This is a genomic window from Colwellia meonggei (assembly GCF_057537295.1).
Genome location: NZ_BAAJLZ010000004.1, coordinates 57,358 through 83,218 on the forward strand (window position 1 = coordinate 57,358; position 25,861 = coordinate 83,218).

At 39.1% G+C, this 25,861-nt stretch carries 19 protein-coding genes and 1 other RNA gene; 14 read left to right on the top strand and 6 right to left on the bottom strand.

What is annotated here, in order from left to right; genetic code table 11:
- The first annotated feature begins 6 nt into the window (after nucleotides 1–6).
- Entirely contained in the window at nucleotides 7–1,098 is a 1,092-nt protein-coding gene (locus tag AC27E9_RS11150) for a porin (protein ID WP_487130178.1), read from the top strand.
- A 453-nt stretch (nucleotides 1,099–1,551) separates the two neighbouring features.
- Here the strand turns inward: AC27E9_RS11150 and AC27E9_RS11155 are convergent, their stop codons facing one another.
- Together AC27E9_RS11155 and AC27E9_RS11160 are read right to left on the bottom strand one after the other, a co-directional pair.
- On the bottom strand, nucleotides 1,552–2,931 hold the full coding sequence (locus AC27E9_RS11155) for a sensor histidine kinase (RefSeq protein WP_487130180.1): 1,380 nt from the start codon (nucleotides 2,929–2,931) through the stop codon (nucleotides 1,552–1,554).
- Entirely contained in the window at nucleotides 2,921–4,378 is a 1,458-nt protein-coding gene (locus AC27E9_RS11160) for a sigma-54-dependent transcriptional regulator (protein WP_487130182.1), read from the bottom strand. Before AC27E9_RS11160 ends, AC27E9_RS11155 begins: the two co-directional genes overlap by 11 nt.
- Nucleotides 4,379–4,599: 221 nt before the next feature.
- Between AC27E9_RS11160 and AC27E9_RS11165 the strand changes: the two genes are divergently transcribed.
- The 3 genes from AC27E9_RS11165 (at nucleotide 4,600) to AC27E9_RS11175 (ending at nucleotide 9,215) form a co-directional block, all read left to right on the top strand.
- Complete coding sequence (locus tag AC27E9_RS11165; RefSeq protein WP_487130184.1) at nucleotides 4,600–5,934, top strand: efflux RND transporter periplasmic adaptor subunit; 1,335 nt, start codon at nucleotides 4,600–4,602, stop codon at nucleotides 5,932–5,934.
- A gap of 66 nt (nucleotides 5,935–6,000) precedes the next feature.
- Nucleotides 6,001–6,681: an ABC transporter ATP-binding protein gene (locus tag AC27E9_RS11170; RefSeq protein ID WP_487130186.1), complete on the top strand. Its 681-nt coding sequence runs from the start codon at nucleotides 6,001–6,003 to the stop codon at nucleotides 6,679–6,681.
- 8 nt (nucleotides 6,682–6,689) lie between these two features.
- Nucleotides 6,690–9,215, top strand: coding sequence for an ABC transporter permease (locus AC27E9_RS11175; protein ID WP_487130188.1), 2,526 nt, complete (start codon nucleotides 6,690–6,692; stop codon nucleotides 9,213–9,215).
- A gap of 116 nt (nucleotides 9,216–9,331) precedes the next feature.
- Here AC27E9_RS11175 and metK read toward each other — a convergent pair whose 3' ends face one another.
- The gene (metK, locus tag AC27E9_RS11180; RefSeq protein WP_487130190.1) at nucleotides 9,332–10,519 is read right to left on the bottom strand and encodes a methionine adenosyltransferase; all 1,188 of its coding nucleotides are present in this window, start codon (nucleotides 10,517–10,519) and stop codon (nucleotides 9,332–9,334) included.
- Nucleotides 10,520–10,695: 176 nt separating this feature from the next.
- Nucleotides 10,696–11,550, bottom strand: a complete 855-nt coding sequence (gene murI, locus AC27E9_RS11185) for a glutamate racemase (protein ID WP_487130192.1) — start codon at nucleotides 11,548–11,550, stop codon at nucleotides 10,696–10,698.
- A 172-nt stretch (nucleotides 11,551–11,722) separates the two neighbouring features.
- On the opposite strand from murI, the gene AC27E9_RS11190 reads away from it, so the two are divergent.
- Nucleotides 11,723–13,030: an MFS transporter gene (locus AC27E9_RS11190; RefSeq protein WP_487130194.1), complete on the top strand. Its 1,308-nt coding sequence runs from the start codon at nucleotides 11,723–11,725 to the stop codon at nucleotides 13,028–13,030.
- A 185-nt stretch (nucleotides 13,031–13,215) separates the two neighbouring features.
- On the opposite strand, the gene ssrS is transcribed toward AC27E9_RS11190, so the two are convergent.
- Nucleotides 13,216–13,397: non-coding RNA, 6S RNA (ssrS, locus tag AC27E9_RS11195), on the bottom strand.
- A gap of 141 nt (nucleotides 13,398–13,538) precedes the next feature.
- A complete protein-coding gene (locus AC27E9_RS11200; protein ID WP_487130196.1) occupies nucleotides 13,539–13,844 on the bottom strand; it encodes a cell division protein ZapA in 306 nt (101 codons plus the stop codon).
- 252 nt (nucleotides 13,845–14,096) lie between these two features.
- On the opposite strand from AC27E9_RS11200, the gene AC27E9_RS11205 reads away from it, so the two are divergent.
- The 9 genes from AC27E9_RS11205 to AC27E9_RS11245 all read left to right on the top strand — a co-directional run bounded on the left by AC27E9_RS11205 (nucleotide 14,097) and on the right by AC27E9_RS11245 (nucleotide 25,627).
- Nucleotides 14,097–14,666, top strand: a complete 570-nt coding sequence (locus AC27E9_RS11205; RefSeq protein WP_487130198.1) for a UPF0149 family protein — start codon at nucleotides 14,097–14,099, stop codon at nucleotides 14,664–14,666.
- 60 nt (nucleotides 14,667–14,726) lie between these two features.
- On the top strand, nucleotides 14,727–16,070 hold the full coding sequence (gene pepP / locus AC27E9_RS11210; RefSeq protein WP_487130200.1) for a Xaa-Pro aminopeptidase: 1,344 nt from the start codon (nucleotides 14,727–14,729) through the stop codon (nucleotides 16,068–16,070).
- Nucleotides 16,071–16,164: 94 nt separating this feature from the next.
- Nucleotides 16,165–17,457: a 2-octaprenyl-6-methoxyphenyl hydroxylase gene (gene ubiH, locus AC27E9_RS11215; RefSeq protein ID WP_487130202.1), complete on the top strand. Its 1,293-nt coding sequence runs from the start codon at nucleotides 16,165–16,167 to the stop codon at nucleotides 17,455–17,457.
- 66 nt (nucleotides 17,458–17,523) lie between these two features.
- Nucleotides 17,524–18,801 carry a UbiH/UbiF/VisC/COQ6 family ubiquinone biosynthesis hydroxylase gene (locus AC27E9_RS11220; RefSeq protein ID WP_487130204.1) on the top strand — a complete coding sequence of 426 codons (1,278 nt, stop codon included), beginning with the start codon at nucleotides 17,524–17,526 and terminating at the stop codon, nucleotides 18,799–18,801.
- A gap of 409 nt (nucleotides 18,802–19,210) precedes the next feature.
- A complete protein-coding gene (gene gcvT / locus AC27E9_RS11225) occupies nucleotides 19,211–20,299 on the top strand; it encodes a glycine cleavage system aminomethyltransferase GcvT (RefSeq protein ID WP_487130206.1) in 1,089 nt (362 codons plus the stop codon).
- Nucleotides 20,300–20,446: 147 nt separating this feature from the next.
- Nucleotides 20,447–20,836 carry a glycine cleavage system protein GcvH gene (gene gcvH / locus AC27E9_RS11230; protein ID WP_487130208.1) on the top strand — a complete coding sequence of 130 codons (390 nt, stop codon included), beginning with the start codon at nucleotides 20,447–20,449 and terminating at the stop codon, nucleotides 20,834–20,836.
- Nucleotides 20,837–20,926: 90 nt separating this feature from the next.
- The gene (gcvP, locus tag AC27E9_RS11235) at nucleotides 20,927–23,842 is read left to right on the top strand and encodes an aminomethyl-transferring glycine dehydrogenase (RefSeq protein WP_487130210.1); all 2,916 of its coding nucleotides are present in this window, start codon (nucleotides 20,927–20,929) and stop codon (nucleotides 23,840–23,842) included.
- Between the two features lie 150 nt (nucleotides 23,843–23,992).
- Entirely contained in the window at nucleotides 23,993–24,118 is a 126-nt protein-coding gene (locus AC27E9_RS11240) for a hypothetical protein (RefSeq protein ID WP_487130212.1), read from the top strand.
- A gap of 381 nt (nucleotides 24,119–24,499) precedes the next feature.
- Complete coding sequence (locus AC27E9_RS11245) at nucleotides 24,500–25,627, top strand: alpha/beta hydrolase-fold protein (RefSeq protein WP_487130214.1); 1,128 nt, start codon at nucleotides 24,500–24,502, stop codon at nucleotides 25,625–25,627.
- Nucleotides 25,628–25,861: the final 234 nt, after the last annotated feature.

The following is a 25,861-nucleotide window of genomic DNA, read 5'->3' on the forward strand; positions in this document are numbered from 1 at the left end:
ATAGAAATGAAGAATATAAAACTAAAATCTGTATTACTCCCGATTGCATTAGCAATCAGTCCAACATTTTTAGTACATGCTGCTGATGCAGATACACAAAGTCAAATAGATGCCTTGCAAAGACGTTTAGCTGAACTTGAAAGCGAAGATAAAAAAGAGCAAGCAAGAAAAGAAGATTATGGCGTTACAGTATATGGTAGTTTTCGCCCTGCATTAACTTATAGTGATTTTGGTAATGACGAAAGCAGTACTGATGTGACTGATTTCTTCTCTCGAATTGGTTTTAAAGGTGACATTAAAGTTAATGACAGTATCACTGCTTTTTACCAAGGTGAGTGGGATATTGACGTTGAAGCCGATGCTGATTTTGGTGATGCCCGTTTAGGTTTTGTAGGTTTAGAAGGTGATTTTGGTCGTGTCGCTTTAGGTAAGCAATGGAGCCCTCATTACAATATTGTTGCTGAAGCAACGGATATTTTTAATAATCGCTCGAGTCCATTTGGCTATGATGAAGCGAGTCCATTTCGGACTAACCAAATGGTAACGTATTCATATAGTAATGGTGGTTTTAAGTTAGATGCAGGTTTGCAGTTTAATGGCGATGCAGAAAACTCAGCAGGTGGCGATAACTCAGAGGCTAATAACACCGAACAGGTTGATTCTGGCTCGATTGGCGTTAGTTACAGCTTCGGTGACTTTTACCTTGGTGCGTCATATTTAGATCAGCAGCTTGATGTTGACGATGAAAGAGACTTTCGTGCTGTTGCAGGTAGCTGGAAAGTAAGTAAAGATTTCTATGTTGCTGTAACTTACCAAGATATTGAACGCACTATGGGTACTAATACTTATGACCAATCGTCATTTGATATTGCCGCATCATATGCTTTAAGTAAAAACTATACTTTTAAAACCTCATACTTTGATTGGGATGGTGACGGACAGGGCCGTACATTTGACGGTTACAATCTAACTTTAGAAAACCAATTAAATGACTCAGTAAAAGTATTTGTTGAATATTTAACACGTGACATTGAAGGTGGCGAACAGCAAAAACATTTAAGTGTTGGTATGCGTTATGACTTCGAAGGTTTGTTTTAATCACTAATATTATAAAAAAGTGATGAAGTTAACATAGATAAGAAAGGGTCACGGTTATCGTGACCCTTTTTTTATAACTAATATATACCCAAGCGACTTCAAAATGCTCGTTTCAGGACGTATGAGAGACTCATGAGCAAGGCGTGTATTTTATCAATGGTTATTTCCTTAATGAACTACATAACGATGAACATGATTTGCTCAGGCGTCCCAGACTGGCTGGTTTAGAAACGCTTAATACATCGTTATTGGTTTTGACAATAGAATAACTATTATCTTCAGTCAATGCCTTGCCTTAAGGCGTTTCTAATTCCAGCTGAATCCTGCATTTTGAAGTGGCTTGGGCATAGACACGAATTCATTATTTTAAGTCGATAAGTAATTCGCTATTTCTCTCGCTTTATCTAGCTCATTCTTTACGTTTGTTTTTAGCCGCAGCAATAAAAAGGCTCACTAAAAAATAAGTCGAATACTTGTTCCTTGATTAATTTTACTGTCCAATGTTACATGGCCACTGTGAGCGAGCATTATTTGCCTAGTCAGTGCTAAACCAACACCTGAGCCATCTCTTTTTGTGGTATAAAAAGGTACAAAGGCATTATCAGCAACTTCTTTACTCATGCCGCAACCACTATCATTTACTTCAATAACAGGATGGCCACGTTTATTGATAAAAGCATTTAATTCTATCTTTCTAATTTTACAGCCATCAGTTGCCTGCTCCGCGTTTTTTAGCAGGTTAATTAATACTTGAGACAACATATCTTGATCAACATTTATATCCAAACTTTCAGGTGTAATATTACAGCTAATGGCAAGGTTTTGTGCTGACCAATGCTGACAAGAAATATCAATAACTTGTTGAGCTAAAAACCTAACTGAAGTCGTATTTTTATTTGGTGTCGGCAGGCGAGTTAAGCGCCGATAGCTATCGACAAATGTCATTAATCCTTTACTACGCCTCGCAACGGTAGTGACTGCATCGGTTACGTCACGGAGATCCGTGCTGATATCTTGGCTACTAATATCTTTTTTATCCGCGGGTTGTTGTGCAATACTTTTAACAATATCATCAACTAAATCTGCGGCAGTACTGGCCAAAGAGGCGACAGGTGTGATGCTATTCATTATTTCATGGGTTAAAACACTGACTAGGTCTTGCCATGCTTGTAATTGCGCTGATACAAGTTCGTTTTGAATATCTTGTAAACTAAATAATAGCTCTTGCTGTTGAGCAAGTCTTATTTCCGTGGCGGCAACAGTTAATTGATGTTCAATACCGTCTATATTTAATTTTATTAGTTGGCGTTCTCCGGCCTGCATTGATTTTATTTGCTCTGGAAAGTGCAGTCCAAATTGTGCCAAGTCATCTAATCTAATTACGGGGGTTGTGCCAAATAGTCTTCTGGCACTATTATTCCATAACGTGATTTGGTTTTCTTGATCGAGGCTTATTAGTGGTACAGGAACATGTTCGACAACCGCTTTTAAATGCTTTAATTCTGTAACTTGTGCCGTTCTTGCTTTTTGTAGGCGAGTTAAAATATCGGTAAAAGCGTGACCTAGTTCTTCAAAACCCGCACCTACATTAGATAAATCAAAACGTTGTGAGAAGTCAGCATAACGAGCAGCATCAAAAAAACGCACTAACTCATTATTGGTTTTAGAAACAAAGTTTACCAATTCAATAAATTGGCTAATTAATAGCACTATTAGCAATATTGTTGCCGCGTGATAACCCGAAGTTGTTAAAGCAATTGTTAGTAATACTAAGGTTATCATTGCCGCGACTGTGCGAGCGATGATCCGTAAGGAGAATTGTTTAAAGCCCATACTTTTCCATCCTTCTGTACAGTGCTGCTCTTGTTAAACCTAGTGCTTTAGCACAGTGGCTGATATTGTAGCGATGTTTTTTCAGTGCCGCAGTTATCGCTTGTTTTTCCATTTCTTCTAAAGTTAATTCTTCAGTTAATTCGTTTTCCATATGAGCATTGGCAGGCAAAAATGCATTTGTGGCTTTATCTGTTTTTTGATTAAAATTTTGCTGTGCTTTTTGCTCTAATTGAAAGTCATTAATTTGTAAGTCAGCATGCTCGGTTAGAATAACTGCACGCTCAATGGCATGGCGTAAAGCTCTAATGTTGCCTTGCCATGACTCTTGCAGTAAAACTTGTTTAGTATCGCTTGTTAAGCTGTTAACTGACTTGTTATATTTTTTACTGTACAAAGCGATAAAGTGCTCAGCAATTGGCACAATATCTTCTTTTCGTTCTCTCAGTGGCGGTAAATTAAGGGTCACAGTGTTTAATCGAAATAATAAATCTTGTCTAAATTTACTCTCATTATTTAGCACTTCCTGAGGAATGTTGGTAGCAGCGATCACTCTGACATTAAAAGGCTGTGCTTGATTACTGCCTAAAGGTGTTACTTGGCGTTGTTCAAGCACAGTTAATAACTTTGCTTGTAAATAAAGTGGTAAGTTGCCAATTTCATCTAGAAATAAAGTTCCGCCATCAGCAGCTTTTAATTTACCAATACGGTCTTGCTGAGCACCGGTAAATGCCCCTTTTTTATGACCAAATAATTCACTTTCAAATAAGCTTTCTGAAATAGCACCCAAGTCAATAGACATAAAAATATTGGTCGCTCGTTGGCTTTGAGAGTGAATGTCACGCGCTATAAGTTCTTTGCCTGTGCCATTTTCACCTAGAATAAGAACATTCGCATCAGTTGGTGCTGCTTTACTGATAAGTGCGTGAACATTTTGCATTGGTTGAGATTGGCCAATAATCATTTGCTGTGTATGCTGATTATTAGCTTGCCCAGATGTTTCAGCTAAGGTTTGCACTAAGGCTTGGTTTGTTACCTTTAATTGCGCCGCTTCAAATCGTGATTTTCCTAGTTGTACTGCCGTTGATAATGTCGCGATAACTTTTTCGTTTTGCCATGGCTTGGCAATAAAATCAGTAGCACCTTGCTTCATGGCATCTACAGCAATATCGACACCACCATGTGCGGTGATCATCACAACAATGCTGTTAGGTTTAATAACGAGGATTTCTTTCAACCAATAAAAACCTTGCTCACCGGAGCTTTCGCCAGGACCAAAATTCATATCCAATAAAATTGCATCAAAATCATTTTCTTTAATGAGTTTAGGAATTTGTTCGGGCCGGTTACATATGCTGACCTCTGAAAATTTGCGATTTAGTAGTAATTTTCCTGCCACCAATATGTCTTGGTCATCATCAACGATGAGTATTTTTCCGTCTATTTTCATTTTTATTTTGGTGCTGTATCAGCAAGTTAGGGAAACAAACTGTTCAATAACGTACACCTAGTGTCCGAAAACGTACAGTATTTTATTGTTTTTTATTTTGTTAATAAATAAGTTTTTTGTTAAAACTCAATATAAACAATTGTTTATGTGTTTTATTGGTAGTTGGAACAAATATTGTAATGTGTCAGTAATGATAATTTTTAATATGGCGAAGTAGGATAATGACACATTCATTAAAGTCAGTCAGTGTCGACAATGCAAGTACGACAATGAATAGCGACAATTCCGCAGTGTCTGGTGCTGGGATGGACCGTAAGGTCATACGTAAAAAATCGAAGATAAAGCCAGTTTTATTGGCTGTCACTATCATTGGTGTAATTGGCGCAGTCGGATGGCAATTTAGCAATAAGCTAAGTGGTAAATCGCTCAGTGTTGATAGCAACCGTATTGTTGTGTCTAGCGTGGTATCGGGGACATTTGAAGACTTTATTCCTGTACGTGGTCGCGTAGCGCCTGCAAAAACAGTGTTTCTTGATGCGATTGAAGGTGGTCGTGTTGAGCGTATTTTAGTTGAAGATGGCACACAATTAAGTGCGGGAAGTTTAATTGTTGAGCTCTCTAACGCTAGTTTGCAATTAAATGTCTTAGGTAATGAAGCACGTGTTGCTGAGCAATTGAATAATATGCGTTCCATTGAGCTTAGTCTTGAGCAAAACCGTTTACGTCATAAAAGTAATATTATTGATATTGAATACCAAATTAAGTTATTGACCCGCCAACTTGCTCGAGAGCAAGAGTTAGTGACAAGTGGCGCGGTTAGCCAGTCGGCATTTGATGACACTAAAGATACGCTTAATTGGTACCAGCAGCGTCTTTTAGTTACCCAAGAAAGCCAAGCTTCAGATACTCGCATGCAAGAAGAGCAACTGAAATTCTTAAAAGCTACTAGCCAGCGTTTGGAGAGTAATTTAGAAATATCTCGACAAAATTTAGACAACATGAATGTCAAAGCCCCTGTAAACGGCAAACTGTCAGGCTTTAATATTGAAATAGGGCAGAGTATTGGTCGCGGTGAACGATTAGGACAAATTGATACGCCGAACGACTACAAAGTTACTGCATATATTGATGAATTCTACTTAGGTCGCGTTGATATTGGCCAACGAGCAATGTTCAAAGAATACGAGTTAATTATTAAGAAAATTTACCCACAAGTACAAAATGGCCAGTTTGAAGTTGATTTTGTCTTTGCAGGTGAACAGCCATCAGGTATTCGCCGTGGTCAAACGATACAAACAAAGCTTACGTTAGGCGATGAAAGCAAAGCAGTATTAATTCCTAATGGTGCTTTTTATCAAGATACCGGTGGTAATTGGATATTTGTTGTAACCGAAAGTGGCGCTGAAGCTGTGCGTCGGCCAGTGCGCTTGGGTCGAAGAAATAATCAGTTTATTGAGGTTCTTGATGGCTTAGATGTAGGCGAGCAAGTTGTAACTAGCCCATATAGTAGTTACCAAGATATGCAACGATTAAAACTTAACACTAGTACAAATTAATTAGTTAAAAACTAATGGCACAAAATAGCCAGCTACCAATTAAATTTATAAAAACAGGATTTTATTATGTTGAAACTTCACAACCTATCACGCGTTTACCAAACTGATGATGTAGAGACCATGGCATTAAATAATGTGAATATTGAAATAGCTCAAGGAGAGTTCGTCGCCATTATGGGGCCTTCAGGCTGTGGTAAATCTACGCTATTAAACACAATTGGCATGTTAGATACGCCAAGTAGTGGCGAATACTGGTTTAATGGTGAAGATGTTGCTGGCTTCTCTGAGGCGCAGCTTGCAGTGATAAGAAAACAGAGTATTGGTTTTATTTTTCAAAACTTTAACTTAATTGATGAATTAACCGTTGCTGAAAATATCGAGCTGGCTTTGCTCTACCACAATATTCCTGCCAGTGAACGTAAACAGCGCGTTTCAACGGTTATGGACAAAGTGGGTATTGCGCATCGTGCTAAGCATATGCCAAGTCAATTATCGGGCGGTCAGCAACAAAGGGTGGCTGTAGCGCGTGCGGTAGTGGGAGATCAGAAAATGATCTTAGCAGATGAGCCAACCGGCAACTTAGATAGCGCGCATGGTCAAGAGGTTATGGAAATGCTGCAAGCCTTAAACGACGAGGGCACCACTATTGTAATGGTAACGCATAGTCCTGCGCATGCAGATTATGCAAAACGGACAATTAACCTGTTTGATGGTCACGTTGTGACTGAAAACATTAAGGCCGCTTAGGAGGCATTATGTTTAAGAATTACCTAATTACCGCATGGCGTAATATCATCAAAAACGGTGTTTTTTCAGCAATCAATATTTTTGGTTTAGCCATTGCTTTGATGAGTTGCATTTTAATTATGCTGTTTGTCAAAGAGGAAACCGGCTTTGATAAATGGTTAAAAGACAGCGACAGATTAGTGCGTATACACACCGCTTATACTATGCCAAATCAGGCGCCATTTTTGACTGTGCGTTCGGCAGGGCGAATGATGGAAGCCATTCGTGATTACGCTAAAAACGAAATAGAAACTGGTGTACGTTTAATACAATGGTCATTAACCGTTCGTAAAGACGACAACGCTTTTGACGAAGCCATTACCTTAGCTGATGGCAGTTTCTTTGATGTTTTTGATCTGCCATTTGTACATGGTTCGAGAGCTAAGTCGTTTAATCAACCTATGAACTTGTTAGTCACTGAAGAATTTGCCAAGAAATATTTTGGTCGCACCGACGTGATCGGCGAAACCTTAACGGTTTGCTGTGTTGGTCGTAATCCTGCTAGTGACGTGAGAATTACCGGCGTACTAAAAGATTTACCCGATGAGACACATTTAAATATTAATATGCTGTTTTATCTACAACCGGCGCTATTTCCACCAAATAATAATATATTAGATACTTGGACCAGTGTGAATGTTTATACCTACTTTAAGCTAAATGCAGGAATAACTCCTATGCAACTGCAAGATCGTATTGATTATTGGATGAACAATGAAAGTCCGCTAATTAAAACGTCTAGAAATTTGTTAGGAGAGCAAGGTAAAGGTAAGCAAGTAACTGATTTTTCTCGTCAACGTGTTATGAAAGTTACTGACTTACACCTTAATGCTAAAAAGCATGCCGGAAATATGGGCGATATGACGCCGATGGGCGATCAGGAAATGATTAATACTTTTACTGTCGTTGCTTTTCTTGTGCTAATGATTGCGTGTATTAACTTTATGAACCTTTCAACTGCAAAGGCCAGTAAGCGAGCAAAAGAAGTTGCAATGCGCAAAGTCTTAGGCGCAAGCCGTTTGCAAGTGGCGATACAGTTTTTAAGTGAAGCGATAGTGATTGTTTTTGTTGCGTTACTATTTGCTATTGCTGCGTCAGAATTAGTGTTGCCTATATATAATGATATTTTAGGCAAGCAATTGGCACTAAGACTGTTTAATGAACCTGGTTTGTTATTATCGCTTATTGTTGTTGCTACGGTTGTTGGTATTGGTGCTGGAATCTATCCTGCAATATACCTTTCACGATTTCTACCGGGCCACATATTAAAATCAAGCAAAAGTGGTGAATCTGGGAATTCAGCTAAATTACGCAGTGTCTTAGTCATATTTCAATTTACAACTTCAATTGTGTTAGTTATTGCTACGTTAGTTGTTTATGGACAAACACTTTATTCAAATTCTGTCGATGTTGGTTACCAAAGTGCCAATAAGTTAGTGTTAAATATTCGTTCTGCGCAAGATAATTTACCAAGCTTAAAACAAGAATTATTAAATATTCCAGAGGTTAGCTCTGTTACGTTCTCTTCAGAAGCACCAACGCAAGACAATGAAAATAATAATTTATTTACGTTGTCTGGCTCGGATGAGAGCGGTAATAAAGTCGAACCTGTATTATTGAATTATCATAATATGGGCTACGGATTCTTTGAGGCGTATGATGTTAAACCGCTAGCGGGTCGATTATTTGATGAAAACTTTGGCAGTGATCAAATAACACCTGTTGCACATGATGCAACTGAACATGGTCAAGCGAGCGTTATTTTGAACGCAAGTGCGTTGAGTAAGTTCGGTTTCAAAACGCCAGAAGCCATTATTGGAAAAACACTAACGCTAGGTAGACAAGATTTAACAGTTATTGGCGTGGTACCTGACATTCACTTTAGATCGATTAAATTTGGTATTCGTGCAACGGCCTTTATGCTCAACCCAAGTCGCTTTCGAGTCGCCAACATTGGGCTTAATTCCGGTGTCATTGATTCTAAAGAATTATCTCAGTTAATTAGTAAAATAGAGCAAGTGTGGAAGACTAATGTACCTTTACAGCCTATTGATTTACAGTTTTTGTCAGAGATGATGCAAGCGCAATATCAAGATGAATTAACAACGGCACAGTTATTCTTAGCATTCTCTGTATTAGCAATTATTATTGCGTGTTTAGGTTTATATGGACTGTCAGCCTTTACGGTTGAGCGTCGTACGAAAGAGATAGGTATTCGTAAAGTGATGGGAGCAAGTGTTAAAGACATAGTTAAATTGTTGATTTGGCAGTTTTCAAAACCTGTAGTTTTGGCAAATATCATTGCTTGGCCTATCGCAGCTTATGGCATGTTAAGTTGGCTCGAGACGTTTCCGTATCGAATTGACCAAATTTGGTTGTTGCCTATTTGCTTCACCGTTGGCACATTGTCATTATTTATTGCTTGGTTCACCGTTGGTACTAATGCAGCCAAAGTTGCACGTAAAAATCCAATAAGCTCATTACGTTATGAGTAATAGAATTAACGTGATAACTACTTTAATACTAGATTACTAGGTAAATAAGTATAAAAAAACGCTGCTCTAATCAGGCAGCGTTTTTTATATCTAGAAAGCTCAGGCTTTATGCTGGCTTATAAGTTAGCAGCTTGGCGCAATGCATCAGCTTTATCGGTTTTTTCCCAGCTAAATGCCGTGAATGTATCGTCGCCTACTGTCATTTCAAAAGGTTCGCGGCCAAAGTGACCATATGCAGCTGTTTGTTGATACATAGGGTGCAATAGATCAAGCATTTTTGTGATGCCATATGGACGTAAGTCAAAATGTTCACGCACAAGTTCAACTAAGCGCTCTTCAGAAACTTTACCTGTTCCAAACGTATCAACAGAAATCGAAGTCGGCTCAGCAACACCAATAGCGTAAGATACTTGAATTTCACAACGGTCTGCTAAACCAGCAGCTACAATGTTTTTAGCAACATAACGGCCAGCATATGCTGCGCTGCGATCAACCTTTGATGGATCTTTACCTGAGAAGGCACCGCCACCATGACGCGCCATGCCGCCATAAGTATCTACGATAATTTTACGACCCGTTAAACCACAGTCACCTACTGGACCGCCAATAACAAAACGGCCTGTTGGGTTAATATGGTATTTAGTTTCTTTAGTTAATAACTCTTCAGGTAAAACATGCTTAATTATGTTTTCCATTACCGCATTAACTAAATCTTCTTGTTTGATATCAGGGTTATGCTGAGTAGACAGTACTACAGTATCAATTGCTACTGGCTTATTATCTTCATAGATAAACGTAACTTGAGATTTAGCATCTGGACGTAACCAAGGTAATACCCCTGATTTACGTGCTTCAGCTTGGCGCTCAACTAAGCGGTGCGAATAGTATAATGGAGCGGGCATTAAGGTTGGTGTTTCGTTAGTTGCGTAACCAAACATTAAGCCTTGGTCACCAGCGCCTTGTTCTTCAGGGCTAGTGCGGTCAACACCTTGAGCGATTTCTGGTGATTGTTGGCCAATTAAATTCATAATGCCACAGGTTTCACCATCAAAACCAACATCAGATGAGGTGTAACCAATATTACTAATAACTTTACGGGTTAGTTTTTCTAAATCAACCCAAGCGTTAGTCGATACTTCACCTGAAATAATGGCAACGCCGGTTTTTACCATAGTTTCACAAGCAACGCGTGCGTTCTTGTCTTTTGCGATAATCGCATCTAATACCGCATCAGAAATTTGATCGGCAATTTTATCCGGATGACCTTCTGAAACTGACTCAGAAGTAAAAAGGTGTGTAGACATAAACCCTCTGTATAAATGAACTGAAAAACAAGACCTGTTTTAATAGTGACATTCTAACCGTTTAGTTAACTATTTCCTAGAGTTTTTTACGCCTAGATGGCTAAACGTCTTTGAGCTGAGTCAATTTAATTGCAAATCGCCTAGTATTTTTAAGGCTTGTTAGCAATATTGACGGTTTATAAAAATTTATTGACAAGAAGAGGGCGTTGCCAAATATGTGAAAAAAGCTGCTGTTGAGCAGAGCAATTTTTAGAGCTATAAAAATATGCAGTACCTAGCTCTTTGCTGTTATTAAGCATTTTATTTGAATTAAGCCGTCTTTGCAGTTGTTCTGTTACTGGCAGCGCGGTTTCCATTATCATGATATTTTGACCACAAATGTCACTGATCATAGATTTTACTAATGGGTAGTGGGTGCACCCTAGGACAATGGTATCAACGCCTTTATTAAGCAAGGGCAGTAAATAGCTTGAAAGTAACTCTTTACAGATTGATGAATCTTTTTGATCTTGCTCGATCAGTTCAACTAAACCTGGGCAAGGTTGAATATAAACATCACTATTATTTCTATATTGGTTTACTAATGATAAGAAGCGTTGGCTTTCAGATGTTGCTTTAGTGACTAAAATAGCTACTTTTTTATTTTTACTTAAGTTTGCCGCTGGTTTAATCGCAGGTTCTACGCCGATTACTGGAATATTTATATTTTCACGAAGCTTATCAATGGCACTAACCGTTGCTGTGTTGCACGCGACAACAATTGCCTTGGTATTTCTTTCAATAAACCAATTTGCAATTTCGTTAACTCGTTGTTGAATAAATTGTGTGGATTTTTCACCATAAGGCGCATGCAAAGTATCAGCTACATAAATAAGGTTTTCATTGTGCAGCTGCTGAGCAATACATTGCATAATAGATAAACCACCAATACCGGAATCAAAAACTCCAATGGGTCGTTCGTCGCTAGTATGTTGGTTATTCAATTGACTATTTGTCGATGTTTGAACACTTAGTTTACAGTCTATGGGCATTACGTCTATGCAGCTTTACATAAGAAAAAGTTAACTAAGTTAAGTATATTATTAACAGGCAAAGTAGGTCTATTAATTAATGGTGAAGTTAAGCAAAGAATTGCTAAATAATTTGTAAAGTATTTAGTTTGTATATATCCTGAGTGCCGAAGTAAAGGTAAAAGGATAACCAATGAAAAGCGATGTTTCATTAGCACGAATTAAACAATTTCCGTTATTAATGTGGATTTTATTATTTGGTTCGTTCATTACTCGCGGCAGTTATTATATGGTGTGGCCGTTTTTAGCTGTAATTCTCTATGAAAAATTTGCTTTGTCAGCTACCAATGTTGGACTGATCCTTTCAAGTGCCGCCATTATTTCTGTTTTAGTGAGCTTTGTCGGTAGTGTGCTATCTGATCGAATTGGACGTCGACCATTAATGTACCTCAGCGGTACCTTGTACATCATTTCTTTTTCCTTATTAGCACAAGTGAATTCTATTGCTGGTTATGCTGTCGTTATAACTTTATGCTCAGTTGCTACTGCACTCTGGCGGCCGTTAACTTCCGCATTAATTGGCGATATTATTAAAGATAAAAATACTCGCGAACTTGCCATGCAATCATTATATTTTGTCGTTAATGTCGGCTGCGCAGTAGGGCCGATGATAGGGTTATGGTTAGGTTTAACGGGAGAGCAATCAAGTTTTTATATAACCGCTGGTACTTTTGCATTCTTACTCGTTATTTTATGGTGGGGTTTTCACCGACATAGTAAACAGAATTTAGCAAAATTAACTAAAGAAGTTGCTACTGAAGCTACAAGTTCATCGGCAGTACAAGCGGCGACTAACACACCAGTGGCGAGTGATAGCGACAACAAAATTATTAAAGTCTTGATTGCGGATAAGTTATTGCAATGCCTAATTTTGGCTAATATTTTGTGCATGTTTATCTATGCGCAAATGGACAGCTCGCTTATACAGTATTTAACGCGCGCGAAAGTTCCTGATTTGCTAGAGCTTATTTCTGCGATGATCTTTACTAATGCAGTCGTTATTATTTCAACTCAATTTTTACTACTAAAATTAATGGCAAGTTTGTCGTTGGTTAGCCGAATCCATGTAGGTTTAGTTTTACTGATGTGCTCACAGATATGGTTAGCGGTGAACCCGTTGACACTTTTTTGGGGCTGGATAGGCGCTATTGTTGTTATGAGTTTAGCGGAAACTATTTTATTTCCGACCATGAATGTGCATATTGACCGACTGGCTCCAGATCATTTACGTGGCGCATACTTTGGCGCTGCGTCGTTTTATGAGTTTGGCTTTGCAATTGCGCCATTAGGTGGTGGTATTATCCTCGATCAATTTGGTGGCTCATGGTTGTTTTTCACGACTGCAGCCTTAACGCTACTTGTTATTTATCTTTACAGTGTCTTAGATAAATTACCAAGACCAGATTTCACCCAAAGTAAGCAACAAGCTAGTATAAGTTAATGTTATTGATACTTTTAATAAGCGAAAAGAGTGAGGGGAAGTTATTACTTCGAAAAAGTTAGTGACTTCCAGAATGCCACAGCTCACGGTTGTTCAGAACACTGGGTGATTTTCTAGAGAGTATGCGGAAATATCGTTGATATATTAATTTAGCTGGAGCGTGTTTCTTTTGATAAAGAAGATAGGTGACTTCCAGAATGCCGCAGCTCACAATAGTCCTGAACACCGGGTGTTCAGGGCGGAAATATCATGCTAACCGTAGGCTTCCCGATACGAGCCGGGCTTGCACAATAGCTAATAGTCAAAATCCTTAGGTAAAACTTATCGGCTCAGGGACGTAGTTCGCAAACGAACACTCCAGAAGACAAATTCATTATAGCTAATAATTCTGGTGGTATTAAGTATTTTATTACTTGTAAGACCTGAATGCTTAATGCTTGAACGATTTGAAGTTTCTTTAAACAAGCGAGGAAAGTAAATACTTAAATTTTGAACAACTAGAAACTAATTACGCAGTTTTAGTGGGGTTAACTGCCTGTTCAATTGTATTTTGCAGCAATTCAATTTTGCTTTGCATTTCTTCACGTTCTTGAGCAAGTTCAGTACGTGCTTGAATTAAATCATTGGCAAGATTGAGGGACATCATCACTAATGCTTGTTCAGGTGTTTTAGCTGAATGGCTTTTTTTCGCATCATGCTCTAAGCGTTTATTAATTTCATCAGCAGCTTGTAATAACGCCGATTCATGGCCAGCAGGACAAGCGATTTTTAATCGTTTGTTGGCAACATTTATTGTTACTGTGTGTTGGCTCATTATCTTGTTTTTCTCAAAGCAGTCATTTAGTTCATTGAGCAAACTACTCAATATAATTTTGCTGTTGGCAGCTAACTAGTGCTAATTAACTCTAATAAAAGTAAATAATTACTAAAACTTAGTCTGCCATAAGGAGGAACTATAACGGCGAGTGTTGCACTATGCAAGTGATCTCTATGGTTTTTTCTGGAATCAAAGCAAGGCCAGTGTTACGATAGCCGCTAATATACCCTCGATTGAATTTATATTTTTATGGCTGACAACTCCTCTTTAGATTTTTCCTCTGCACAAGCTGTTTTAACTAGTGAAAGTGTTGAAGCGCATGCGGCAGAAATTCATGGTGTTCTTACTGGTTTGATTTCTGCTGGCTTTGAGTTTGAAAGTAATGATTACATTGCTATGGTCAACGACATGTTAAATAACGCAGAAGGTTTGCCTGCTGCAGTTAAAAGTTTAGTTAAAGATATTTACAGTGATATTTGGCAACAAATTTTGGATGAATCATACAGTTTTCAACTGATGCTACCTGACGATGATGACTCAATTGTTGAACGTGGTCATGCATTAGGTAAGTGGGTGCAAGGATTTAACTTGGGCTTTGGTTTACAGCAAACTAAAAATACAACTTTCTCTGATGACGTTAAAGAAGTACTGACTGATTTTGGTGAAATTGCTAATTTATCTGATGAAATGGAAGAAGACGAAGATACAGAGCAAGCTTATTTTGAAATCGCAGAATACGTCAGAATATCTGCCTTATTGTGCTTTACTGAGTTAGGTACACCACCAGCATCGAAAGATAAAGAAGCAACATTGCACTAGTTTTTAACTCGAATAAGTAATTATGTTATTCAACAATTATCTAACCTGAAATTGACATCAATGATCAAAAACACCTTATTACCTGCTGCAGAGTTTTGCCAGCGTCGAAGCGATTTCATTCAGCAAATGCCCGTGAACAGCATCGCTATTATCTCGGCAGGTAAAGAAGTTACACGAAGTAACGATACAGAATACCCATTTTGCCAAAGTAAGAACTTTTATTTTCTTACCGGCTTTAATGAGCCAGATGCTATTTTGGCCTTGGTAAAAAATGCTAATGGGCAAGCGCAAAGTATTTTATTCTCACGCGAAAAAGATGCTTTGCAAGAGATATGGCATGGCCGACGTGTTGGGCAAATTGCCGCTGTAACAGATTATCAGGTTGATATATGTTTTAGTCTCTTAGAAGTAGATGAGCAACTTTTGCCGTTAATTGAAGGTAAAGATGCGGTGCTTATCTGTCAGCAAGGAGAGCCAGCATTCGAACAGCAAGTTATGTCTTGGTTAGCTGATATAAGAAAGGCTGTGCGTACTGGTGCAAAAGTGCCTAAATCTTTATTAGATTGCAGCGATATTATTCATGAGATGCGTTTGCATAAATCAAGCGCTGAACTCAATATCATGCGACAAGTGAATGTTATTAGCGGTGCTGCACATCAACGAGCAATGCAGAAAACAATCGCTGGTAAATTTGAATATCAAATAGAAGCGGAATTATTACACGAGTTTGCGCGCAATGGTGCACGTCACCCCGCTTATAGCTCGATTGTTGCTGGCGGTGATAACGCCAATATTCTTCATTACACCGATAATGATGAAGCATTAAATGATGGCGACTTATTACTAATTGATGCCGGCGGCGAGCTAGCAGGCTATGCTGCTGATATTACGCGAACATTTCCGGTTAATGGTAAATTTAGTCATGAACAGGCCATCATTTATCAATTAGTGCTTGATAGTCAAAACTTAGCCATAGCAGCGATTAAACCCGAGCAAACGTTTGCTGAATTAAATCGTATTGTTTGTAATTTCTTAACTCAAGGTTTATACGACTTAGGCATTCTCAAAGGCGATTTAGAAGTATTATTGGCGCAACGTGCTTGTAAGAAATACTTTATTCATGGTTTAGGGCACTGGCTCGGGCTTGATGTACATGATGTTGGTAATTATCACGCCAATGCGCAACGAGAACAATGTCGTCCATTTGCCGCTAATATGGTGATGACCATTGAGCCTGGCATTTATATTCCACTAAATGATAAAAGTGTTGATGAAAAATGGCGCGGTATTGGTGTTCGTATTGAAGATAATGTTGCGGTCACTGAAACAGGCTATGAAAACCTAACTGTTAATGCACCCAAAACCATCGTCGAAATTGAACAATTGATGGCTAATACCAAATGAATACTGTAAAGCATTGATTAAACACAAAGTGATAACCAACTTAACAGGGTACACTTTGTGTCACCACCGTAATAAGTAAAAGAATAGGTTAACGATGAATAACAGTGAGCATAGCTCAAATAGCGACCAAACCAATAAACCAGAGCATGAACATTTTGATGTGGTTATTTCTGGTGGTGGCTTATCAGGTGCCTTAATGGCATTAAGCCTTTCTGCACTCGTTAACCATCAACAGTCTTCTTTGCGTATTGCAATTGTTGAAGCTAATCCGGTATTAACGGATCCATCAAAGAGTTTTGATGATCGCGTTTTGGCGTTATCCCATGGCAGTGCAGAATATTTAAAAAGCGTTGGCGCTTGGCAATATTTACAAGCCCATGCCGAGCCAATTAATAATATTCATATTTCAGACCGTGGTCATTACGGAAAAGCTCGACTTTATGCAGAGCATCACCAAGTTGATGCTTTAGGTTATGTTGCTGAAATGTCTTTTATTGGCAATGCGCTATTAAAAGCTTTGGCCCCTAAACAAAACATAACTTGGTTTGCTCCCGACAGTATTAGCGATATTCAATGGCAAAGTGAACAAGTTAATATTGAATTAAATTCGGGTAAACAGTTAAGCGCAGCATTGTTGTTAGCGTGTGACGGCGCTCATTCTGCTTGTCGAACATTTGCTAATATTGGCTCAACCAGTGCTGATTATCAGCAATCTGCATTAATTGCCAATGTTGGAACTGCAAAGCATCATCAAAACATTGCCTATGAGCGTTTTACAGAAACCGGCCCAATTGCTATGTTGCCGCTTTCAACGCTGACAAATTCAAACGCAGCTCACGCAAGTAAAGTAAGTCAGGATAGCACTTCGGGTCGATGTTCTTTAGTGTGGACATTAACACCAGAACTTGCAGAACAAATGTCGAATTTGGCTGACGATGAATTTGCTAAGCAACTAGAAAACGCCTTTGGCCATTGGTTGGGTAACATTACGCAGGTGGGCAAGCGCGTTGTATATCCTTTAAAATTATTACAAGCCAAAGAACAGGTTTATCACCGTATGGCGTTAATTGGTAATGCTTCACATACCATTCATCCAATTGCTGGGCAGGGGTTTAATCTAGGTTTGCGTGACGTTAGTGATATGACGCAGGTCATTGCTCAAGCGATAGCAAATAAGCATGATATTGGTGCTTTTCAACATTTAATGGCTTATGCACAAGCGCGTAAGCAAGATCAAAAACACGTGATCACCTTAACCGACTCTTTAGTGACTTTGTTTTCAAATGAACTGCCGCCTTTAGTGGTAGGGCGAAATATTGGTTTGAAAGTTTTAAATTACTTACCCAGCTTAAAAAATGCCTTGGTTAAGAAAACTATGGGCTATTAATTAGAAAGATTAGCAATTTGGTAATAGTGGTTGCGCTATTCGTTATTTAAATAAATGTGAAACATAATGCAAAAATTTGATTTATTAATTGTTGGTGGTGGCATGGTGGGCTTAACGCTTGCGCTTGCAGTTCGCCAACAAACAGAGCTGAACGTTGCCATTGTTGATAATACACCGGTAGACGAACTTAGTAATGAACCAGAAGTTAGAGTTAGCGCAATTAATGCCGCAAGTCAGCAAATGTTCACTAACCTTGATGTTTGGCAAGACATTATCGCTCAGCGTGCTCAGCCATATTTTGACATGCATATATGGGATAAAGCGGGCTATGGACAATTAGATTTTTCACTATCAGATGTTAGTCACTCCGCGATTGCCAATGCGCCAGAACAGTTAGGCTATATCATTGAAAATAAGGCTATCCGCAATGCTTTATGGCATAAAGCTCAACAAGACAGCGGTATAACATTTTTTACTGATAATAAATTGCAGCAACTAAGCGTTGGTGATAACGAAGTGTTTGCCTCCTTTGAAGCGAATCAGGCTGGCGGGAGTGCGGCTATGCCAATAATCGCTAAGCTTGCGGTGGGGGCAGATGGCGCAAACTCATGGGTACGTCAGCAAATGCAAGTACCATTAACGTTTCGTGATTATGATCACCATGCCATTGTTGCAACGGTGAAATGCTTACAAGGTCATCAAAATACAGCGTGGCAGGTATTTTTAGAGACAGGTCCGTTAGCTTTATTACCTTTATTTCAAGACGATTTATGCTCAATAGTTTGGTCAACTAGCCCAGAAGAGGCTGAACGATTAACAGCATTGCCAACAGAAGAGTTTGCTAAAGAAATTACTGCCGCCAGTGATGGAAAGTTAGGGCAAGTGACTCTAGCAAGTGAACGTTTTACTCATCCATTAACCATGCGAATTGCACAAGAATTTGTTAAAGATCGCGTTGTTTTAGTGGGCGACGCGGCTCATACTATTCATCCATTAGCAGGACAAGGCGTTAATTTAGGGCTACTTGACGCAGCAGCGTTGGCACAAACCATTGCTCAACAGCTGACAAAAGCGCAAGAAAGCGGGGATGTTGATAACAACAGTTGGTGTAGCAATAAACCCTTGCAGCAATATGCTCGCTGGCGAAAAAGTGAAGCAGCTGAAATGATTGCCGCTATGGAAGCCATAAAGCAAGCATTTACGCCACAACAAGGGGCTGTAAAATTAATTCGTGGTTTAGGTATGTCGTTACTGAATAATATCAAACCTGCTAAAACACTCATGGTAAACCAAGCCTTAGGCTTTAAAGGTGAATTACCAAACTTAGCTAAGCCACGCCAATAAACTTTATATTGCTGAATTACTTGTTTTTATTGACCGTTCAGTCAAGAAAAGCCTCAATTTCTTCAACCAGTTAATACAAAGTTAGCTGGTTGTTCACATCGATAATTTTATTATTTCTGCTTATTTAAAATTTTAATTTGCTAGTGAGGATATTTACAACCTTGCTGTGGAATTATATTTTTTAAAGGTGTGCTTTTGAAAATATAATTTGGAATATTTTTATTTGTCCATTTTAAATTTTTTAAAAGCCGTTTTATCTGTTGAATCAACAGCTCCGCACAGTTATAATCTTGGCCACTTTTTGTAAATCTTCCGTCTTTATCCTAGTTTTACTTGATAAGTAAATTGCTGTGCTGACATATAGCGCACGAAAACTGAGATGAAACAACTAACGTAAGTGGAACGTACGATGACAAATAAAACAGTATTACATGCTAAGCATATTGAAGCTGGCGCCAAAATGGTTGATTTCTACGGCTGGGATATGCCAATCAACTATGGTTCTCAAATCGAAGAGCATCATGCGGTACGTACCGACGCGGGTATGTTTGACGTTTCACACATGACCATTGTTGACGTTAAAGGCGCAGATGCAGAAGCTTTTCTACGTAAACTAGTAATTAACGACGTTGCCAAACTTGATGTTGCAGGCAAAGCACTTTATACCGGCATGTGTAATCTTGAAGGCGGTGTCATTGATGACTTAATCGTTTACTTCTTTACTAAAACTGATTACCGCTTAGTGGTTAACTCAGCCACACGTGAAAAAGATTTAGCTTGGATCGCTGAACAGTCAGCTGATTTTGACGTTACTGTGACTGAACGTCCAGAGTTTGCCATGATCGCCGTACAAGGCCCACAAGCAAAAGCGAAAGTAGCGACATTATTAAATGCAGAACAAACTGCCGCTGTTGATGGCATGAAGCCATTCTTTTCAGCACAAGCAGGCGACTTATTCATTGCAACAACAGGTTATACAGGTGAAAACGGTTATGAAATCGCTTTACCTGCTGAGCAAGCTGCTGACCTATGGCAACAATTACTAGACGCTGGCGTTAAACCATGTGGTTTAGGTGCTCGTGATACTTTACGTTTAGAAGCCGGTATGAACCTTTACGGTTTAGACATGGACGAAAGCGTTTCACCACTTGCAGCTAACATGGCGTGGACTATTAGCTGGGAACCTGAAGATCGTAACTTTAACGGTCGTGAAGTTTTAGCTGCACAACGTGCTGCTGGCGACCAACCTAAACTTGTTGGTTTAGTACTTGAAGAAAAAGGCGTATTACGCTCTGGTCTTAAAGTGGTTACTGCTGACGGTGAAGGTGTTATTACCTCAGGTACTTTCTCACCAACACTAGGCCACAGTATCGCTATGGCACGTGTGCCGCGTAGCGTTAAAGTAGGTGACACAGTTGAAGTTGAAATGCGTAAAAAGCTAGTTAAAGTTCAAGTAATTAGACCAAGCTTCGTGCGTAACGGTAAGAAAGTATTTTAAAAATGTTGATCTAGCTTTTAAGTTAGTAAACTAAGTTAATAATGCACAATATTTAAGCTATAGTATGATTGACTGGCACAGGCCTAGCTTCATACTATAGAACGTAAAGTTAAAACAAATTTAAAAATAAAGATTAGGAACAAAACAATGAGCAACATTCCTTCAGAATTAAAATATGCAACATCACACGAGTGGGTACGTAGCGAAGGTAACGGTGTCGTTACTATCGGTATCACTGAACACGCTCAAGACCTTTTAGGTGACATGGTGTTTGTTGAATTACCAGATGTTGGCGACACAGTAAGCACAGGCGATGACGTTGCTGTTGCAGAGTCAGTAAAAGCTGCTTCTGACATTTACGCACCAGTAACAGGTGAAGTTGTTGAAGTGAATGAAGACCTTGAAGACTCACCAGAGTTAGTAAACTCTGACGCATTCGGTGACGGTTGGTTATTCAAACTGAAAATTGAAGACGAAGGTGAGTTAGAAAACTTACTTGACGCTGAAGGTTACGAAAACTCAATTGACGAAGATTAATCGTTAATTAACAAAGATTAAAAGCCCTGAGCATTGCATCAGGGCTTTCTTTTTATTAAATACTCTCAATTTTAATAGTGAAGCTGTTCTATGACTACTCAATCAAATGACTCTTTATCTTTAGCTGAATTAGAGCAAAGACAAGATTTTATTCGTCGTCACATTGGTCCAAATGACGAGCAAACGCAAGCCATGTTAACGGATATTGGTGCTGACTCTGTTGATGCACTTATTGATGAAATCGTACCAAGTGATATTCGTTTAGCTGATTTACCTGCTATCGAAGAAAGCAAAACAGAAGTTCAGGCATTAGCTGATTTAAAAGCAGTAGCAAATCTAAATAAAGTTAACGATACCCACATCGGTTTAGGTTACTACGGCACACTAACACCAAACGTTATTTTACGTAACGTGTTAGAAAATCCAGGCTGGTACACGGCATATACGCCATACCAACCAGAAATTGCGCAAGGTCGTTTAGAGTCATTATTGAACTACCAGCAAATGTGTTTAGACCTAACCGGTTTAGACCTAGCGTCAGCGTCACTATTAGATGAAGGTACCGCAGCAGCAGAAGCAATGGCCTTAGCTAAGCGTGTATCTAAAAATAAGAAATCAAACTTATTCTTTATTTCTAGCGACGTATACCCACAAACTATCGACGTTGTTAAACAACGTGCCGAAATGTTTGGTTTTGAGCTTGTTATCGCGCCAGCCGATGAAGTAGTTGATCACGATGTATTTGGTGCCTTATTACAATACCCAAGTGCTAGCGGTGAAGTACGTGATATTTCAGCGCTTATTGCTAAAGTACACGAGAAAAAAGGTATTGTAGCAGTAGCGGCTGACATTATGAGCTTAGTGCTATTAAAAGCACCGGGCGAATTAGGTGCTGATGCAGTTATCGGTTCAAGCCAACGTTTTGGTGTTCCTATGGGATATGGCGGACCACACGCAGCATTCTTTACTACGTCTGACAAATACAAACGTTCACTACCAGGCCGTATTATTGGTGTATCAAAAGATACTCGCGATAACCCAGCACTGCGTATGGCTATGCAAACACGTGAACAACATATTCGTCGTGAAAAAGCCAACTCAAACATTTGTACAGCACAAGTATTATTAGCGAACATGGCAGCGTTTTACGCGGTTTACCATGGTCCTAAAGGCTTAAAAGTTATTGCTGAGCGTATTCACCGTTTTACTGACATTTTATGTTTAGGTACAGCAAGCAAAGGCTTAACGGCAATTCACCAGCATTACTTTGACACGTTAACGTTCAACGTTGACTCCATTGATGGCTTTAGTAAAGAAGAAATTGTTGCTCGTGCATTAGCTAACAACGTTAACTTACGTACCGACGTTGACGGCCAAGTAGGTGTTTCATTAGATGAAACGACCACTCGTGAAAGCATCGACCGTTTATTTAACATCTTATTAGGTGAAGGACACGGCTTAGACGTTGCGGCACTTGATCAGCAAATACTTGATTGTGGTCATTCGTCAATTCCTGCTGAATTACAACGTGAGTCAGCCATCTTAACGCACCCAGTATTTAACTCGTATCACAGTGAAACTGAGATGCTACGTTACATCAAAAAGCTTGAAAACAAAGATTTAGCATTGAATCACTCAATGATCTCTTTGGGCTCTTGTACCATGAAGCTAAATGCAACTGCACAAATGATCCCAGTATCATGGCCTGAATTTGCTAACATGCATCCGTTTGCGCCTGTTGACCAAGCTCAAGGTTACAAGCAAATGATTGATGAGTTAGGCGACTGGTTAGTTGAATTAACAGGTTACGACAACATTTCAATGCAACCAAACTCAGGTGCGCAAGGTGAATATGCTGGCCTTATCGCTATTCACAAATACCACGAAAGCCGTGGCGACGCACACCGTAACATTTGTTTAATTCCAGCTTCTGCACACGGTACTAACCCTGCGTCAGCGCAAATGGTTGGTATGAAAGTAGTCGTAGTTGATTGTGATAAAGAAGGTAACGTTGACATGGACGACTTACGTGCGAAAGCAAGTGAGTTAGCCGACAGCCTTTCTTGTATTATGATCACATACCCGTCAACTCACGGTGTATACGAAACAACAATTGCAGAAATTTGTAATATCATTCATGAACACGGCGGCCAAGTTTACCTTGACGGTGCAAACATGAATGCCCAAGTAGGCGTAACATCACCAGGTTTCATTGGTGCTGACGTTTCTCACTTAAACTTACATAAAACATTCGCTATTCCACATGGCGGCGGTGGCCCAGGTATGGGACCTATCGGCGTTAAATCGCACTTAGCACCATTCTTACCTGATCATTCATTGATTAACATCACTGAAGACAACAAAGGTAATGGCGCGGTATCAGCAGCACCATACGGTAGTGCCGGTATTCTTTGTATCTCTTACCTATACGTTGCCTTATTAGGTAAAAAAGGTGTAACAGATTCAACCAAATACGCGATTACTAATGCCAACTACTTAGCGACTAAATTAAGCCAACATTACCCAATTTTATATGCAGGTAAAAATGGCCGTGTTGCTCACGAATGTATAATCGACTTACGCCCAATTAAAGCCGAGTCAGGTATTACTGAAGTGGATATGGCAAAACGCTTAATGGACTATGGTTTCCATGCGCCAACGATGTCGTTCCCAGTAGCGGGTACGTTCATGATTGAGCCAACGGAATCTGAATCAAAAGTTGAACTTGACCGTTTCATTGAAGCGATGATTTGTATTCGTAACGAAGTGCGTAAAGTTGAATCTGGCGAGTGGTCAAGCGACGACAACCCGTTACACAATGCACCGCATACTATGGCTGACATTACCAGCGAGTGGGACAGAGCGTATTCTATTAAAGAAGCGGTTTACCCAGTAGCAGCAGTGGCAGAAAACAAATTCTGGCCAACGGTTAACCGTATTGATGACGTATACGGGGACCGTAATTTGATTTGTTCTTGTCCGAGTGTGGATACTTATAAAGACTAATTTTTTCGAAAATTTTGAGTGTTAAATAAAAAGGCGAACCAGAAATGGTTCGCCTTTTTTGTATCCAATACTTATTAACTCAAATGTGTGGCGGTATGATTTAACTAGAGATTTTGTTAGAGGTAAAATTTAATGAACTAACGAGGTCAAATGCCAAAGAAAACATTAGCAGCAGAATTTAAACGTGAATGTGTAGAGTTCGTCATTGTTCACGGTTATGAACATAAAGATGCAGCCACAGCGATGAATGCCGGATTATCGTCAATCCAGCGTTGAATTAGCCAATATAGAAAAGAGCAATAATGTGTTACGCCTAAAGCCAGTACATTAACATCTGCGCAAATCCCTATTCAGGAATTAGAAAAACAGGTTAAACAGCTAAAAAGTCTCCAAGTTTATTTGACGTTACATTTACTGTAGGTTCAAGACTCACGCTCAATGGTAAAGCCTTTAGTCTGCTTGTTCTTTCACATTACATCTTATGAACTATATCTGTGATTTAGATCCTGTACCAGAGTTGTAGATTAGAGCAATGCTGAAATATCAGTGAAAAATCAGTGAAAAGTCATCGAAAAGTCAGGTGTTTTTAACTTTGTTCCATTAGATTCCGTTTATCCCTTCGCTGCATAGCGTTTTTTTACTCTTAAGGATTTAATAATGATTACCTCTATCAGAGCCACTTTTATTTTTATACTTTATTTTGTTTCCAGTTTTTTGGCCCATGCTGCTAATAAAGAGCCTGTAGTTTCTCTTGGCGAGAGCTCATCGATTCATTCGAAAGCACTTGATAAAGAAGTCCCTTTATCTATTCATTTGCCAGAAAATTATGATAGTTCGAAAAATAACTATCCTGTTATCTATATGATGGGATCTGATTTTAAAGCGCGCTTTGCATTATTAGCTTCTACCCTTGATGTTATGGCGGACAGGCAAATACCACCGATGATTTTAATAGGGATAGATTTGCCAGATGGCAACTTTGTTTTGGTGCCAAACAGGCAAACCGGCGACACTAAATCGCCGGATACTTACTTAGCGTTTGTGCAAAATGAACTTATCCCGCACGTTGACGCTACGTACCGTACCGCGCCATTTAGAATGTTATTTGGTGCTTCCAATAGTGGATTTTTTAGCACTTATGCGCTACTGAAAAAACCAGAATTGTTTAACAGCTACATGGCAAGCAGTCCAATGTATGCTTGGGCTCCAGAAGTGCTTAAATCGCAGATCGAGCAAGGGCCGTTGAAAAAGCTAGGTGAAAAACGCTATCTTCATATTATTTATAGTGATGATGACTTTGTCGAGGTGACGGAGTCTGTGCCTGATTTTACTGATACCTTAAACAAACATAAACCGCAGAAACTAAGTTATCATGTTACCAAGTTGGTTAATGAAGGACATGTACCAGCGACTGATTTTACTTCGCTATTAATGGCACAATATCCAAACTTTAATGCCCATGAAACCCTAAACTCCGTAGAAAAAATACAAAGTCATTTTGCTAAATTGTCGAAAAGCTATGGCTATACAATGCTCCCGTCAATGTCTATGGTATTTGATCTGGGTACAGACCTCGTACGAGCCAAAGATTTTGCTGCGGCAGAAAAAACATTCCATTATGCGTTAAAAATTTACCCTGAAAGTAAGCGGGCACATTTTGGAATGGGGTATCTACATCGAGCGCAGGGCAATATAGAGGATGCAAAAATAATGTTTAAAAAGGCGCTGGCAATTGACCCTGATTATGGATTGGCAAAAAGGTTCTTGGAAAGGTTAGAGAGTTAAGTTATTTGAGGTCAGAGTAAAGAGGATAAAAGTTTATTCTGACCAACAGTGTATCGTATTGATGATGAATACGGGGACCGTATTCTGATTTATTCATGTTCGAATGTGGATACTTATAAAGACTAATAACTAGTTGATATAGAATAATAAAAAGTGAGCTAAGGCTCGCTTTTTATTTATGTGTAGATTAGTGTTGGTTTAATAAAATAAGTCGATTAAGTCTTTATCGACAAT